This is a genomic window from Kocuria rosea, assembly GCF_006094695.1.
Lineage (GTDB): Bacteria > Actinomycetota > Actinomycetes > Actinomycetales > Micrococcaceae > Kocuria > Kocuria rosea.
Window position 1 is genome coordinate 799,370 of sequence record NZ_CP035103.1, and the last position, 14,530, is coordinate 813,899.

The 14,530-nt window shown below is 75.0% G+C and carries 14 protein-coding genes, 1 tRNA gene and 1 other RNA gene; 5 read left to right on the top strand and 11 right to left on the bottom strand.

Annotation, left to right across the window (positions count from 1 at the left end; genetic code table 11):
- The 6 genes from EQG70_RS03690 to ffs all read right to left on the bottom strand — a co-directional run bounded on the left by EQG70_RS03690 (position 1) and on the right by ffs (position 6,722).
- Positions 1-378: a Rieske 2Fe-2S domain-containing protein gene (locus EQG70_RS03690; RefSeq protein ID WP_109268511.1), complete on the bottom strand. Its 378-nt coding sequence runs from the start codon at positions 376-378 to the stop codon at positions 1-3.
- On the bottom strand, positions 375-1,310 hold the full coding sequence (locus tag EQG70_RS03695) for a 3-methyladenine DNA glycosylase (protein ID WP_109268510.1): 936 nt from the start codon (positions 1,308-1,310) through the stop codon (positions 375-377). The genes EQG70_RS03690 and EQG70_RS03695 overlap by 4 nt, the downstream gene beginning before the upstream one ends.
- A gap of 46 nt (positions 1,311-1,356) precedes the next feature.
- Positions 1,357-2,643, bottom strand: coding sequence for an aspartate kinase (locus EQG70_RS03700; protein WP_017833882.1), 1,287 nt, complete (start codon positions 2,641-2,643; stop codon positions 1,357-1,359).
- A 96-nt stretch (positions 2,644-2,739) separates the two neighbouring features.
- Positions 2,740-3,336, bottom strand: a complete 597-nt coding sequence (recR, locus tag EQG70_RS03705) for a recombination mediator RecR (protein ID WP_017833883.1) — start codon at positions 3,334-3,336, stop codon at positions 2,740-2,742.
- Positions 3,337-3,427: 91 nt separating this feature from the next.
- Positions 3,428-6,550, bottom strand: coding sequence for a DNA polymerase III subunit gamma and tau (locus EQG70_RS03710; protein WP_109268509.1), 3,123 nt, complete (start codon positions 6,548-6,550; stop codon positions 3,428-3,430).
- Between the two features lie 75 nt (positions 6,551-6,625).
- Positions 6,626-6,722, bottom strand: an RNA gene (ffs, locus tag EQG70_RS03715) — signal recognition particle sRNA small type.
- Positions 6,723-6,854: 132 nt separating this feature from the next.
- Between ffs and EQG70_RS03720 the strand changes: the two genes are divergently transcribed.
- Positions 6,855-6,939: transfer RNA gene (locus tag EQG70_RS03720), tRNA-Ser, on the top strand.
- A 140-nt stretch (positions 6,940-7,079) separates the two neighbouring features.
- Here EQG70_RS03720 and EQG70_RS03725 read toward each other — a convergent pair.
- Complete coding sequence (locus EQG70_RS03725) at positions 7,080-7,880, bottom strand: hypothetical protein (protein ID WP_109268508.1); 801 nt, start codon at positions 7,878-7,880, stop codon at positions 7,080-7,082.
- A 181-nt stretch (positions 7,881-8,061) separates the two neighbouring features.
- Here EQG70_RS03725 and EQG70_RS03730 point away from each other — a divergent pair, with 181 nt between their 5' ends.
- Entirely contained in the window at positions 8,062-9,429 is a 1,368-nt protein-coding gene (locus EQG70_RS03730; RefSeq protein WP_126346936.1) for a hypothetical protein, read from the top strand.
- A 68-nt stretch (positions 9,430-9,497) separates the two neighbouring features.
- Positions 9,498-9,848, top strand: coding sequence for a type II toxin-antitoxin system VapB family antitoxin (locus tag EQG70_RS03735; RefSeq protein WP_017833886.1), 351 nt, complete (start codon positions 9,498-9,500; stop codon positions 9,846-9,848).
- Here the strand turns inward: EQG70_RS03735 and EQG70_RS03740 are convergent.
- A complete protein-coding gene (locus EQG70_RS03740) occupies positions 9,832-10,500 on the bottom strand; it encodes a TetR/AcrR family transcriptional regulator (RefSeq protein ID WP_017833887.1) in 669 nt (222 codons plus the stop codon). The two genes, EQG70_RS03735 and EQG70_RS03740, sit on opposite strands and share 17 nt — an antisense overlap.
- 206 nt (positions 10,501-10,706) lie before the next feature.
- On the bottom strand, positions 10,707-11,564 hold the full coding sequence (locus tag EQG70_RS03745; RefSeq protein ID WP_109268506.1) for a hydroxymethylpyrimidine/phosphomethylpyrimidine kinase: 858 nt from the start codon (positions 11,562-11,564) through the stop codon (positions 10,707-10,709).
- A gap of 226 nt (positions 11,565-11,790) precedes the next feature.
- Between EQG70_RS03745 and EQG70_RS03750 the strand changes: the two genes are divergently transcribed.
- Together EQG70_RS03750 and EQG70_RS03755 are read left to right on the top strand one after the other, a co-directional pair.
- Entirely contained in the window at positions 11,791-12,501 is a 711-nt protein-coding gene (locus EQG70_RS03750) for a queuosine precursor transporter (protein WP_109221741.1), read from the top strand.
- Positions 12,502-12,554: 53 nt separating this feature from the next.
- Positions 12,555-13,214 (top strand): DUF4126 domain-containing protein, encoded by a 660-nt coding sequence (locus EQG70_RS03755; protein ID WP_035927819.1) that lies wholly within the window; start codon positions 12,555-12,557, stop codon positions 13,212-13,214.
- Here the strand turns inward: EQG70_RS03755 and EQG70_RS03760 are convergent.
- Positions 13,199-14,008: an MBL fold metallo-hydrolase gene (locus tag EQG70_RS03760; RefSeq protein WP_035927815.1), complete on the bottom strand. Its 810-nt coding sequence runs from the start codon at positions 14,006-14,008 to the stop codon at positions 13,199-13,201. The two genes, EQG70_RS03755 and EQG70_RS03760, sit on opposite strands and share 16 nt — an antisense overlap.
- A 43-nt stretch (positions 14,009-14,051) precedes the next feature.
- Positions 14,052-14,525 carry an SRPBCC family protein gene (locus EQG70_RS03765; RefSeq protein WP_167508851.1) on the bottom strand — a complete coding sequence of 158 codons (474 nt, stop codon included), beginning with the start codon at positions 14,523-14,525 and terminating at the stop codon, positions 14,052-14,054.
- Positions 14,526-14,530: the final 5 nt, after the last annotated feature.

A 14,530-nucleotide genomic window follows, 5' to 3' on the forward strand; every position in this document is an offset into this window, starting at 1 on the left:
TCAGCCGAAGCGGGCCACGACCCAGCCCTCGACCACGTCGACCGCCGCCGCCCGCAGGAGGTCCTTGGCGGGGTCCGGCGGTGCCTCCCGGCCGGCAGCCAGGGCCAGGCGGGACCCCACGAACCGCCCGTCGGCGGCGAAGACCCAGAAGTGGTTGGGGCACTCGAACGTCTCGGCGCGCCCGGCGGACTCCCGGCACACGGTGGCCTGCTGGTGCGTGCAGGTGTTGCGCAGCACGTGCAGCGCGCCCCCGGCGTCACGGGTGACGAGGACCGGCCCCGTGCTGGAGGGCGCCGTCACGAAGTCGAGCGGGCCCGGCACGGCGGAGACCGCCACGATCCGCTCCCAGCAGCCGGCGGGCTCCCCGGGCGCGCTCACGCCGCCGCCCCGTCGGTGGCGCGGGCCGGGTCGAGGACCTCGAGGGCCGCGCCGAGCCGGCGGCGCAGCGGCTCGGCGCGCCGGGCGAACTCCCGCTGCCGGCGTACGTACTCGGCCTTGCCCTCCGGCGTCTCGATCCGCACGGGCTCGTAGCCCCAGCCGGAGAGGTCGTAGGGGGCGGCCCGCATGTCGGTCTCCCGCACGTCCCACGCCAGCTCGAAGCAGTCCACGAGCAGCTCGGAGGGGATCCCCGGGACGAGCTTGTACGCCCACTTGTAGAGGTCCATGGTGGCGTGCAGGCAGCCCGGCTGCTCCATCCGGCGCTGGGACTCCCGGGTGGGCCGCAGCTCGTTGAGCGGCACGGCTTGCGGCTGGAAGAACCGGAACGCGTCGAAGTGGGTGCACCGGATCCGGGCGGACTCCACCACGGCGTCCGTGCCCGCGGCCCCGAGCCGCAGCTCGAGCTGCTCGTGGCGGAGGTCGTTGTCCTCCGAGCGGTAGGCCATCGCCCACTCGTGCAGGCCGAAGCAGCCGAAGAAGCCCGGGTTGCCCGCGTGCGCGCCCAGCACCGCCCGGGCGAAGTCGATCGCGGGGGCCCGCCGGTCCCGGAGGGCGTCGTCGTCGACGGTCACGGCCCCGTCCCGGGCGCTGAGCCCCAGGGCCGTGAGCTCGGCGCCGGTGAGCGCGCGGTAGAACTTCTCCCCGGCGCGGTCCGCGGCGTCCAGCAGCACGGTGCCCGCCCCGGGGTGCCAGCGCTTCAGCTGCGCGGGCTTGAGGGTGTAGTAGGTGAACAGGAAGTCCTCGACCGGGTGCTTGTGCCCGCGGTGGCGGCGGGCCACGAACGGGTCCGCGCGGCGCGCCGCGCGCTGCTCGTGGGCGTGCGACCGCGGCGCCCACTCCGCGCGGGACAGGACGACGACGGGGCGGGTCACGGGACCCGCCCCGTCGTCGACGGACCGGTGGAGCGCGGCACGGGGATCAGCGGCCGGTCCCCGCGTGGACCGTGGCCTCCTCGTCGGAGTCCAGGCCGAAGGCGCTGTGCACCACGCGCACGGCCTCGTCGAGCCGGTCGGCGGCCGTGACCACCGAGATCCGGACCTCGGAGGTCGAGATCATGTCGATGTTGATGTTCGCGGCCGCGAGCGCCTCGAAGAACGTGAAGGTCACCCCGGGGTTCGACTTCATGCCGGCGCCCACGAGGGAGAGCTTGCCGACCTCGTCGTCGTACTCCAGGCCCGCGTAGCCGATCTTCTCCTCGGCGGCGCGCAGCAGGCTCATGGCCAGATCGCCCTGGGACTCGTCCACCGTGAAGGAGAGGTCCGTCAGCGGGTCGTCGCCGGTGGAGATGTTCTGCACGATCATGTCCACGTTGACCTTCGCCTCCGCGAGCAGCCGGAAGATCCGGGCGGCGATGCCGGGCTTGTCCGGCACTCCGACGACGGTGACCTTCGCCTGCGTGCGGTCGTGGGCGATGCCGGAGATGAGCGGCTGTTCCAACGGGATCTCCTTCGGGGAGGTGACGGCGTCTTCGGGGCCCGGGATGACCCAGGTGCCCTCGTTGTGGGAGAAGGACGAGCGGACGTGCAGCTTCACGCCGAAGCGGCGGGCGTACTCGACGCAGCGCAGGTGCAGGATCTTCGCGCCGTTCGCGGCGAGCTCGAGCATCTCCTCGCTGCTGACCACGTCCAGCTTGCGGGCCCTGGGCGCGATGCGGGGATCGGCGGTGAACACGCCGTCGACGTCGGAGTAGATCTCGCAGACGTCGGCGTCGAGGGCCGCGGCCAGCGCCACGGCCGTGGTGTCCGAGCCGCCGCGGCCCAGGGTGGTGATGTCCTTGGTCTGGCGGTGCACGCCCTGGAACCCGGCGATGATCGCGATGTTGCCCTGGTCCAGGGACTCGCGCACGCGCAGCGGATTGACCTCCACGAGGAGGGCGGCGCCGTGCGCGCCGTCGGTGACCATCCCCGCCTGCGACCCGGTGAAGGACTGGGCGGGAGCGCCCATCCCGGACACCGCCATGGCCAGCAGCGCCATGGAGATCCGCTCGCCGGCGGTGAGCAGCATGTCGAGCTCGCGGGCCGGGGGCTTGCGGGTGACCTCGTGGGCGAGGTCCAGGAGCTCGTCCGTGGTGTCGCCCATCGCGGAGACGACGACGACGACGTCGTGGCCCCTGTTGCGCGTCTCGACGATCCGCCGTGCAACGCGGCGGATGCCGTCGGCGTCCGCGACGGAGGATCCACCGAACTTCTGCACGATCAGGCTCATGGGTTCAACTCCTGTGCTCGAGGGCGGCCGGCGGTCGGGGCCGGGCCGTGCGCCCGCTCCCCGCGGCAGGGCACCAGGACATCCTACGCGAGTGCGTCAGGCGACGACCGTCCGGCCCTCGAACGCGCGGCCGAGGGTCACCTCGTCGGCGTACTCGAGATCGCCGCCCACGGGCAGCCCGGAGGCCAGGCGGGTCACGCGGATCCCGAGGGTCTTGAGCATGCGGGAGAGGTAGGTGGCGGTGGCCTCGCCCTCCAGGTTCGGGTCGGTGGCGAGCACGACCTCCTGCACGGTGTCCCCGGAGAGCCGCGTCATGAGCTCCCGGATGCGCAGCTGGTCGGGGCCGATGCCCTGGATGGGGCTGATCGCCCCGCCCAGGACGTGGTACCGGCCGCGGAAGCTGCGGGTGCGCTCGATGGCCATGACGTCCTTCGACTCCTCGACCACGCAGATGACGCTGTCGTCCCGGCGGGCGTCGCGGCAGATGGCGCACTCGTCCAGCTCGGACACGTTCCCGCAGATCCGGCAGAACTTCACCTTGTCCTTGACCGCCGTCATGGCGTCGGCCAGCCGCCGGACGTCCTCCTTGTCGGCGTCGAGGAGGTGGAACGCGATCCGCTGCGCGGACTTCGGCCCGACGCCGGGCAACCGGCCCAGCTCGTCGATCAGATCCTGAACAGCGCCTTCGTACACGTTTCCCTCGATTTCCGGGCCGGTGCACGGCCCTCCTGATCGTCCTCGGCCACGACGTCACCGGGGTGCCGGTGCGCGGGGCGGTCCCGGCTCACTCCCCGGTGTGGAGGTCCCGCTCCTCGATCAGCATCCCCCCGAGGATCCGCTCGATCGCGGCGCGGCCGTAGAGGGTGGAGTCCTCGAGCGCCTCGTCGTCCGAGCTGGGCACGAAGGAGTCGTCCCATTCTACGCCGCTGTCCTGCGGGGCCGCGGCGGAGGCGGGTGCCTTGCGCCCCGCGGCGATGGCCGCGGCGTGGCGCTCCCGGAAGCTCAGCCGTGCGTTCCGGTCGGCGCCGGCCGGTGCCGCCGACGGGGCGTCCTGCTGCGGGGCGGCCGGGGCCGCTGGGGCCGCCGGGTTCGCCGTCGGAGCCGGGGCAGCGGCGCCCGTCGCGGTCCGGGGATCCTCCGGGCGGGCGGCCGGGTGGGCGGTGGGGGGCGTGGCGCTGCCGGTCGACCGGTTGCCGGGTCCGCCCCCGGAACGGGGAGCGGACGCAGGGTTCTGCCGTGCGGGGGCCGCGGGCCGCCACTGCTCCGGGGGCGCCGCGTCCAGGTCGTCGGGGTAGGGGGGCTCGTCCGGGTATGGGGGCTCCTCGGGCGGCGGGACGTCGTCCGACGGGGGGACGTCCCGGTCCCGTGCCCCCGGGGCCTCGCCGGGGAAGGCGGGGCCCGGGCGCCCGGTCCGACCGGGGTCGGACGGTGCTCCGGGCTGCGTCCCGGGCTGCGTCCCGGGCTGCGGTGCCGGCCGGTCGGCGGGCTGGGCGCCGGCGGGGTCCTCCGCCGTCCGGGCCGGTCCCGGCGGCCGGGCCTCGGGCTGCGCCGGAGCCCGGGGTGCGGGTGCGGCCGGGGACCCGGCAGGGGCCGCGGCCGGGGCGCCGCCCTGGGGAATGGCGGCCACGGACCAGCTGTGCACGGGCTCCTGGGCCCAGGCGGGGTCGGTCCACTCCGCCGGCGCGTCCGTGGCGGGTCGGCCGTGGGCGTCCCAGGGGTCCTGGCCGCCGCCGTCCCCGTCCGGGGACGGCGCGCCCGCGGGCGGCTCCGGCGCGGAGTCCGTCGCGGTGCCCGGTGCGCCGTCCGGGGGCGTGCTCGCGGCCCGGGGCGGGGTCGGCTGCTGCTCCCGGCCGCGCGGTGCGCCCGGCCGGTCCTGGTCCGGGGGTCGCCGGTCCTGGCCGCCCCGGGACCGGTCCTCGAGGGCGCGCCGCTCGGGGCGCTCCCCGTCGGTCCCGGGCCCCGGTTCGTCCGGGCGCCCGGGCGGGCGCGTCGACGGCTCCGGGCCGCGCGGGGCTCCGCCGCCGCCACCGCCCCGTCCGTGCCCGCCGCCGCCCGGCGGGACGGCCTCCGCACGGCAGTCGATGCCGAGGATCTGCTGGACCGCCTGCCGCAGGTCGTCCTCGAAGCGCGGGAAGTTCATGAGGTCGCCCTCGGCGTCGAACATGATGCGCAGCACCTTGCCGTCGAAGGACTGCGGGGTGCCGCGCTGGACCGTGAACCACGCGACGCGGCGGATGTCCGCGAGGGCGTTGACGATCTCCGGCCAGGAGGCCCGCAGCAGGTCGATCTCGTTGCCGCCCTGCTCGCCCGCCCGGGGCGTGTCCTGGCGGGGCGCCTGCGCCGCGGCGTCCTGCCGCGGCGCGTCAGGACGCTCCGCTGCGGCGGGCGCCTCCCGTCCGGTGGGCCGCTCCGGTCCGCTGTCCTCCCGGGCGGACGGGCGCTCGGGAGCCGCCGCGGCGTGCCCGGGTTCCTGTCCAAAGCCCTGTCCAGCGCCCTGGGCGGTCCGCTCGCGCGGATCCGTCCCCCGCGGGACCGCCGGGACCGCCTGCTGCGCGTCCCCGCCGGGCGCGGGCGGTGCCGGTCGCTCCGGCGCCGGGGCAGACTGCGAGGCGGGCTGCGAGTGGCTCCGGCCCCCGGGCGGGGCGCCCGGACCCGCCGGCGCGGTCGGCGCGGAGGAGGAGGCCGCGGGGGAGGCCGCGGGGGCGTCGGGGGTCTCGTCCGGACCGGCCGCGGCGGCGCCCCGCCCGATGCTCAGGCGCCGTTCCAGCCGGTCGACGCGGGCCGTGACGCCGCGCGTGGTGTCCTCCGAGGACGGCAGGAGGATGCGCGCGCACAGCAGCTCGAGGTGCAGCTGGGGCGAGGTGGCCCCCGTCATCTCGGTGAGGGCCGTGTTCGTGATGTCGGCGGCGCGGGAGAGCTCCGCCGCTCCGAGCTGGGACGCCTGGTTGCGCAGCCGGGCGATCTGGTCCTGGGGCATGCCGTGCAGGATGTTGCCCGCGGACTCCGGGACCGCGTTGACGATGATCAGGTCTCGGAACCGCTCGAGCAGGTCCTCCACGAAGCGGCGCGGGTCCTGGCCCGTCTGCACCACCCGGTCCACCGCGCGGAACACCGTGGTGCCGTCCCCGGACGCGAAGGCGTCGACCACGTCGTCGAGCAGGGCGCCGTGCGTGTAGCCCAGCAGGGCCACGGCGAGGTCGTAGCCGATGCCCTGCTCGTCGGAGCCGGCCATGAGCTGGTCGAGCACGGAGAGGGTGTCGCGGACGGATCCGGCGCCCGCGCGGACCACGAGGGAGAGCACCCCCGGGGCCACCTGCACGTGCTCCTCGGCGCAGAGCTGCTCGAGGTAGTGCATGAGCGGCTCGGTGGGGACCAGCCGGAAGGGGTAGTGGTGGGTGCGGGACCGGATGGTGGTGAGCACCTTGCTCGGCTCGGTGGTCGCGAAGATGAACTTGATGTGCTCCGGCGGCTCCTCGACGATCTTGAGCAGGGCGTTGAAGCCCTCGCGCGTGACCATGTGCGCCTCGTCGATGATGAAGATCTTGTACCGGTCCCGGACGGGCGCGAACGTGGCGCGCTCCCGCAGGTCGCGGGCGTGGTCCACGCCGCCGTGGCTGGCCGCGTCCATTTCGATCACGTCGAGGGAGCCGGCGCCGTCCCGGGCCAGGTCGCGGCAGCTGTCGCAGCGGCCGCACGGGGTGGCGGTGGGGCCCTCCGCGCAGTTGAGGCAGCGGGCCAGGATGCGGGCGGAGGTGGTCTTGCCGCAGCCGCGCGGGCCGGAGAAGAGGTAGGCGTGGCTGACCCTGTCCTTGCGCAGCGCCGTCATCAGCGGCTCGGTCACGTGCTCCTGACCGATGACGTCCTCGAAGGTCTCCGGGCGGTAGCGGCGGTACAGGGCGGTAGTCACAGATGACACCTTAGCGACGGAATCCGACAGGCGGGCCGGGCGGATCGGCGCTGGGGACGCGGGCCGCCGCGGGGACGAGAAGACCCCTCGCGCACCCGCCAGAGCCCATTTACCCTTGCTACCTTCCGGTCCTGGGGGAGTTCAACAGGATGACGCCACGCGAGGGGCTGTCGACGAGTCTAGCGGATGCGGCGGGCCGGGTCGAAACCCGGCCCCGGCGCCGTGGATTCGGCATTGCCCGGCGGTTCGGTTATGCTGGACCCCGCATGTTCCGGCGCCGTCAGGCCGCCGGTCGTGCGTGCCTGGAGGATTCGCCTAGCGGCCTATGGCGCACGCCTGGAACGCGTGTTGGGTTCACGCCCTCGGGGGTTCAAATCCCCCATCCTCCGCACTCGCAGCAAGAGCCCCGCACCGGAGACGTTCATCCCGGTGCGGGGCTCTTCCTCGTTCCTCCGCCGGCCCGCGGCCACCCGGCCCGTGGGTCGCCGGCCCGCGGCTCCGGCCGCCGCGGCGCCCCGGCGGCCGCCCCTCAGTGCGGGCGGCGCGCGCGGGAGCCGCGGGCGACGACGCCGCCGGCCGCCGCGGCGCCCAGTGCCGCGAGCCCACCGACCCACCACGCGGTGGAGGAGTCCCCGGTCGCGTCCTGCGCGGGAACCCGGGTCACGGTACCCACCGAGATGCGCGTGAGCGTCCCGGGCGTCACCTGCTGCTGCCCCGCCAGGACCTGCGCCCGCAGCGCGGCCCCGTCCCGGACCAGCGCTCCGGAGCCGGGACGGTGGGCCACGGCGGGGCCGGGCCCGACGAAGGAGGCGCGCTCCAGGGCGGAGAGCTCCCCCGGGTCCGGGTCCGGGTCCCGGTCCGGGTCCGAGCCGGGGTTCGAGTCCGCACCCGAGGGCGTGCCGGGGGCCGCCTCCGGGCGGGCATCCCCTGCGCGGTCACCTCCTGCGCGGTCACCTCCTGCACGGTCGTTCCCCGCGCCGCCGTCCTCTGCGCGGGCGTCTCCGGCACGGCCGTCCTCGGCGCGGACTCCGCCGGGCTCCGGTGCCGCGTGCCCCCCGGGAGCGGGGGAGGGGTGCGCACCCGGCGCCGTGCCGCCGGGCTCCGGCGCGGGGGCGCCGCCGGGCTCGGGCGTGGTGTCGGGGGCCTCGGCGGGACCGGTTCCCGGTCGGGGGTCGGCCGGCTCGTCGTCGGACGGGGGCGCGGGGGACGGAACTCCGGCGGGGGAGTCTGCGCCCGGCGCGGGGGGCGGTGCGGTCTCGGCGGCGTGGGCCGCTCCCGGCACGGGGGCGAGCAGGAGCAGGGCGGCCAGCGCCAGGGGGCGAAGGGTCATGGGGGCGGTCTCTCCGGGGGGAAGCGGGCGGGACAGGAGCACACCGTAACTTTACGTCGTTCCGTCCCCTGCGTTCACTAATGCAATACCCTGCTGATGTGGCGGAACGGGCTGTTCCGCCGCACTCGCAGCTGCCCCCCGGCTGCGCGCCCCCCGTCCTCTCTCCCCCCAAGAGGTCCTCATGAAGCTGCCTTCATTCCCCATGCCCTCGACCGCTCTGCCCGCCGCTCTGCTGGCCGGCGCGATGCTCGCCGGGACGATGGCCGGCGCGGCCGCCCCGGCCCACGCCTCGACGACCAACACGGTCCACACCGCCGCCGGCATCTCCTCGCAGTACCACCTCTACGACGCCGGGGTGGACCGCTCGAAGACCGTGGGCGTGGTCTTCTACTTCGACGGCGACGGACAGTACTACGCCCAGCGCCCCACCACGTCGATGCTCAAGAGCATGGCCGCCCGGGCCGCGGCCCGGAACATGATCCTCGTGGTGCCGGTCGCCCCGGCCAACCGGTCCTGGACCTCCAACAGCGAGGCGGTCGGGGACTGGTTCCGCGCCCTGGCGGCCAAGGTCGTCGCCGAGCAGCGCGTCGACGCGACCCGCATCCACCTGGCCGGGTACTCCGGCGGCGCCGAGTTCATCTCCACCGAGGTGCTCTCCGACCGGGCCGGCTGGATCCGCGGCGGCGGGTCGACCCTCATCGGCGGCGGCGGCGTCTACAACGGCAGGCTCGAGAGCACTCCCGACGCCGCGCTCCGGGCCACGGACCCGACCTGGTACGTCGGCTCCCTCGACAGCTACGGCGCCACCCAGCCGTCCACCTGGTCCGCGCTGGAAGCGGCCGGCAAGGGCGCCGCCGCGTACCAGAAGGCCGGGTTCACGAAGGCCGACCGCGTGGTGATGCCCGGGCTGCACCACACCAACTACGACCTGGCCGACCTGGTCGGCGACGACGTCGACCGACTCTACGCCGGAGCCGCCCCGAAGCCCGAGACCGTCGCGCCGACGGGCAACGACGTGGTCGACGGCTACCAGCTCACCGGTGCGATCGGGCGCACGTGGGCGGCGCTGGGCGGCACCGCGTGGGCCACCCCGGTCAGCGCGGAGTACGCCTCCGGGCACGGCTCCGTCTACCAGCGCTTCGCCGGCGCCGACGGACGGGACAAGGCCCTCTACTGGTCCGTGACCACCGGGACCCGGGTGGTCGACTACGGCGGGTCCATCGGCCGGAAGTTCGCGGCCGGCGGCTACGCGGGCAGCTACGGCCCGCCGCGGACCGACGAGCAGCGTGCCGCCGACGGCGGCGCCTACCAGCTCTTCGACGCGTCCGGGAAGCGGACCAAGATCCTGTGGTCCGCGCGCACTGGCTCGAACGCGGTCAAGGAGTACGGGGCCATCGGCCGGAAGTGGGCGGCGCTGGGCCACGAGCGGGGCCTGGGCTATCCGACCACCGACGAGTACAGCACCCCGGGCGGCGCGGCCCAGAACTACACCGGTGGGCGGATCGAGTGGAACGCCACCACCCGGGCCGTCACCGTGACCCGCGGCTGACCCCGGGCACGCGCCGGCCGGCGGGCCCCGCAGGTGCCTCCTGCGGGGCCCGCCCCTAGGATGAACGCATGATCTTCAAGGCCGTGGGCGACTCCCGCCCGTACCCGGACCACGGCCTCGTCACGCCGACCGACTGGTCCGGCATCGCGCCGCGGCAGGTCCGGCTGGACGAGCTGGTCACCACGAAGACCACCCTGGACCTGGCGACCCTGCTGGACGCGGACTCCACCTTCTACGGCGACCTCTTCCCGCACGTGGTGCGGTGGGGAGGCGACCTCTACCTGGAGGACGGGCTGCACCGGGCCCTGCGCACCGCGCTGCACCACCGCACCGTGCTGCACGCGCGCGTGCTGGAGCTCGCCCCGGCGCCGGGCACGCGGGCGGGGAGCGAGCGGGGCGCGGTCAGGACGCCGCGCTGAGGGGTGGCCGCTCGGACGCGAGCGGCACGGGGTGGCCCCCGGCGTCGAACTGCGCCCCCAGGCCCTGCTGGATGAAGCGGACGGTGGAGCGGATGTGCTGCTCCCGCGCCGCCCGGTCCTGGTCGGAGTTCTGGCCGCGGTCCGCCGCGGCGGTCAGGGACCCGTGGACCAGGGCGGCGAGCTCCGAGATGTCGCCCTCCGGCAGGTAGGCCCGGCCGATCGCGTCCCGCAGGATCGCGGCCAGCAGGCCCTGCAGCTCGCCCACGTGCTCGCCCAGCTTCTGGTAGTCCTCCGGGGAGAGGACGGTGCGCATGGTGGGGCCCGGGGGCAGGTGGCGGCGGGTGAGGTCCTCGATCTGGGCGCGGATGTAGACGGCGAGCCGGTCGACCGGGTTGGCGACGCCCTCGAGGTCGCGGCGCAGGTCGGTCATGAACCGCTCGGTCTCGTCCAGGGCGTAGGCCACGAGGAGCTCGCCCATGTCCGCGAAGTAGTTGTAGACCGCGGTGCGGCCCACGCCGGCGTTCTTGGCCACGTGCGTCATGGTCAGACCGGTGAGGCCCTGCTGGTAGAGCAGCTGGCCGAAGGAGTCGAGGATCGCTCGTTTGGTGTTCTCCCGCTGCGCGGCGTTGGTGGCCGCAGAAATACGAGGCATGATGACACCTTATCTGTCCGTGTCACCAAATTATGCACACTTTTCTGGCCCTTGGTGACGGTGTGTCTGACTATGACACCACCGTTTCCCCCGTTCGGGCTCCTTCGCGCAGACAGTCTGGGGAAACGTCCAGGAAACCCCCAGCACGGGCGAGGTGGGGAACGGCGGACCCGGGTGCCGATCCGGCGGCCGGGCCCGCCGCCCGCTCACCGTTCGGCGGCCGAGCCGCCCTGCCAGAGCGAGTCGAAGGGGGCGCGCGAGGTGATCCGGCGCCGGATGCCGGCGGAGACGAAGGCCTTCGCGGTGCGGGCCGCCTCGAGGGGCGCGGCCCCCTTCGCCAGCTCCGCGGCGACCGCGGCGGCCAGCGTGCAGCCGGCCCCGGCCACCGGGACCTCGCCGATCTTGGGCTCGGAGAGCACCTCGAGGGTGGTCCCGTCGTAGAAGACGTCGACGGCGTCGGGGCCCGCGAGGCGGACCCCGCCCTTGGCGAGGACCACGGCGCCGGACGTCTCGTGGATCCGCCGGGCGGCCTCCTCGAGGTCCTCGACCGTGCTGATCTCGTCCATGCCGGCCAGGGAGAGGGACTCGAAGTGGTTCGGGGTCACGAACGTGGCCAGCGGCAGGATCTTCGCCTTCAGCGCCTCGTCCGTGTCCAGGGCCGCGCCGGGCTCCTGGCCCTTGCAGATGAGGACCGGGTCCAGGACGAGGTGACGCGGGGCCAGCGCGGTGAGCACCTCGGCGGTGGTGGCGATGGTCTCGGGGCTGCCCAGCATGCCGATCTTCACGGCGTCGAGCGCGTGGGCGGCCGTGATCGCCTCGAGCTGCTCGCGCAGGACGTCCTGCGGCACGGGGAACAGGCGGTGGCCCCAGTCGGCGGACGGGTCGAAGGACACGATGCAGGTCAGCGCGAGGGAGCCGAAGACCCCGAGCTCCTGGAAGGTCTTGAGGTCCGCCTGCGCGCCGGCGCCGCCGGTGGCCTCGGAGCCGGCGATCGTCAGGGCGACGGACGGCTGGTCGGCGGGGCCCGCCGCGGCGGGCGTGGGAACGGTGCTGGTGTCGGTCATGGGAGCCATTCTGCGCCCCCGCGCGGTGCCGGGGCCAACCGCCGGGGCTAGACTGTCGGACGGTCTCCGGCCGGCACGCGGTCCCCGCAGGGGCCCGCGGCGGCCGGAAAGGGGCTCCCGGGTGGCAGGCGGGCGCCCCGGGTCCGTCCAGCACACCGCACAGATCGACCCTCGGCGTCCGCCCCGCGCGGGCCGGCGCCGCGTCACGACAGATTGGTGACCGACCGTGTCCTCCTCCGCTCCTGCCCCCGCCGGGTTCGCCCGCCGTCCCCGCACGTACTTCGACCTGGTGGTCGCGGCGTACTGCGTGGTCCTGGTGCTCTCCAACGTCGCCGCGACCAAGGGCGTCGCGTTCGGCCCCGTCATCACCGACGGAGGCTTCTTCCTCTTCCCCCTCGCCTACGTCCTGGGCGACGTCGTGGCGGAGGTCTACGGCTTCCGGGCCGCGCGCCGCGCCATCGTCACGTCCTTCGCCGCGGGACTGTTCTCCTCGGTCGTGTTCTGGCTGGTCATCGCTCTGCCCCCGGCGGAGTTCTACGAGGGCCAGGCGGCCTTCGAGTCCGTGCTCGGCCCCGTCCCGCTCATCGTGGCCGGCTCCCTGCTGGGCTATCTCGCGGGGCAGCTGCTGAACGCGTTCGTGATGGTCCGGATCAAGGCGCGCACGCGGGAGAAGCACCTGTGGGCCCGGCTCATCGGCTCGACGCTCGTGGGCGAGCTCGTGGACACCGTGATCTTCTGCACCGTCGCGGCCCCGGTCATCGGCATCACCACCGCGGCCGACTTCCTCAACTACGTGGTGGTGGGCTACGTGTACAAGGTCCTGGTCGAGGTGCTGGTCATGCCGGTGACCTACGCCGTGATCGGCTGGCTCAAGCGCCGGGAGCCGACCTACGGCGAGACCGCCGTCCCGGGGGCGGCCCTCGCGCCCCAGCGCTGACGGGCCCGGGCGCCCCGCCCGGCCGGGGCGGTGCACGGGCCTACGATGAGCGCATGGATCTCCTCACGGGCACCGGACTCGCGGCCTCGGCGGGACTGAACGCCTACATCCCGCTCGTGGTGCTGGGCCTGCTGGACCGCTGGACCGAGGTCGTCGACCTCGGCCCGGGCTTCGCCTGGCTGTCGAACGGGTGGGTCCTGACGGTCCTGGCCGTGCTGCTGGCCGTGGAGGTGGTGGCGGACAAGGTCCCGGTCGTGGACTCCTTCAACGACCTGCTGCAGACCTTCGTGCGCCCGACCGCCGGGGGCATCGTCTTCGGCTCCTCGGCCACCGCCCAGATCGCCGGGATCGACCTCGGCGGGCAGACGGCGACCGTCACGGACCCGGAGGCGTTCCTCTCCTCGCACGCCTGGATCCCCGTGGCCACCGGGGCGGTGATCGCCCTGGTGGTGCACGTGACCAAGACGGTCTCGCGGCCGGCCGTCAACACCCTGAGCGCCGGGGCCGCGGCGCCCGTGGTCTCGACCGTGGAGGACGTCTCCGCGCTCACGCTGTCCCTCGTGGCCGTCCTCCTGCCGCTGCTCGTCCTCGTGCTGCTGGCCGCCGTCGCCGTCCTGCTGTTCTTCCTCTACCGCGGGCTCCGGCGCCGCCGCCGGCCGGGGACGGACCCCGGCCGGCCGGGCGCCGCCGGCACGGCTCAGAAGCCGAGATAGGCCAGCTGCGCGCCCACCGAGCTCCGGGCGGCGGGCAGCACGTGCTCCGGGACGTCGGCGTAGATCCGCGCCGTGATGGCCTCGAGCGTCGCGGCGCGGCCCAGGGCCCGCAGGGCCTCCCGGACCTCGCCGAGACGCTCCATCCGGTGCTCGAGCAGCTCCTCGCACACCGCCTCCACGTCCTCCCGCACGTCCCCGTGCGCCGGGAGGACCAGGGCGTCGCCCAGCACCGCCAGGCGCTGCAGGGAGCGCAGGTAGTCGCCCAGGCTCCCGTCCGGGTGGTCGAGCATCGTGGTCCCCCGCCCCAGGACCGTGTCGCCCGTGAGCACCGAGCCCGAGGTGCGCCCCGCGGCGGCGGTGGCCGCGCCCGCGACCGGGGTGTCGTCGGGCAGGTGGAAGCTCACGGAGTCGGAGGTGTGCCCGGGGGTGTGCAGCACCCGGATGCGGCACCCGGCGGCCTCGATCGTCTCGCGGTCGAGCAGCGGTCCGGCGTCGCGGCAGAACTGCGGCAGGACGGCGCGCACGGGCGCGCCGGTGAGCGCGTGGAAGTCGTCGACGGCCTCGGTGTGGTCCGCGTGGCGGTGCGTGATCAGCGTCAGGACGGTCCGCCCCGCCGCGGCCAGGGCGGCGAGGTGCCCGCGGTCGGCCGGCCCCGGGTCGACGACGACGACGTCCTGCTGCCCCGGCGCCCCGACCAGCCACGAGTTGGTGCCGTCCAGGGTCATGGGGCCCGGGTTGGGGGCGGTCAGCCGCCGGGTCAGAGCGGTGGTGCGGGTGCCGGCGTCCTGGGTCATGCGGGCAGACTATCCGAGCCCGGCGGGGGACCGGCGCCCCGGCTCACCCCGCGGCCAGCAGGGTCTCGAGCCGGGCGAAGGAGCCGCGCCACGCCGCGGCCGCCCCGGGGTGCACCGCGGGGGGCAGCGGCCCCTGCGTGAGCACCAGCAGGGTGCCCCCCTCCTGGGTGGGGACGAACTCGGTGCGCGTCAGCACGTGGCCGGCGGTGGGCCGGCCGTCCGGTCCGGGCAGCGCCTCGCGGCCCTCGAGCAGGGCGTCCCGCTCGACCCGCAGATAGGTGCCGTGCACCGGTGCCACCTGGGCGGGGTCGGTGTCGTGGACCATGCGGAAGCGCTGCCGGCCCCCGGGCCTGACCTCGAGCAGCACCGACTCCCGGGGCACGCTCCAGCCCGGCGGACCGAACCAGGCGGCGAGCCGGTCCGGCTCCGTGAAGGCGGCGAAGACCGCGGCCGGGGGGTGCGCGAGGGCGTGGGAGACGGAGAAGACCTCCGCGGGGTCCAGATCGGTGACGTCCATGCCCC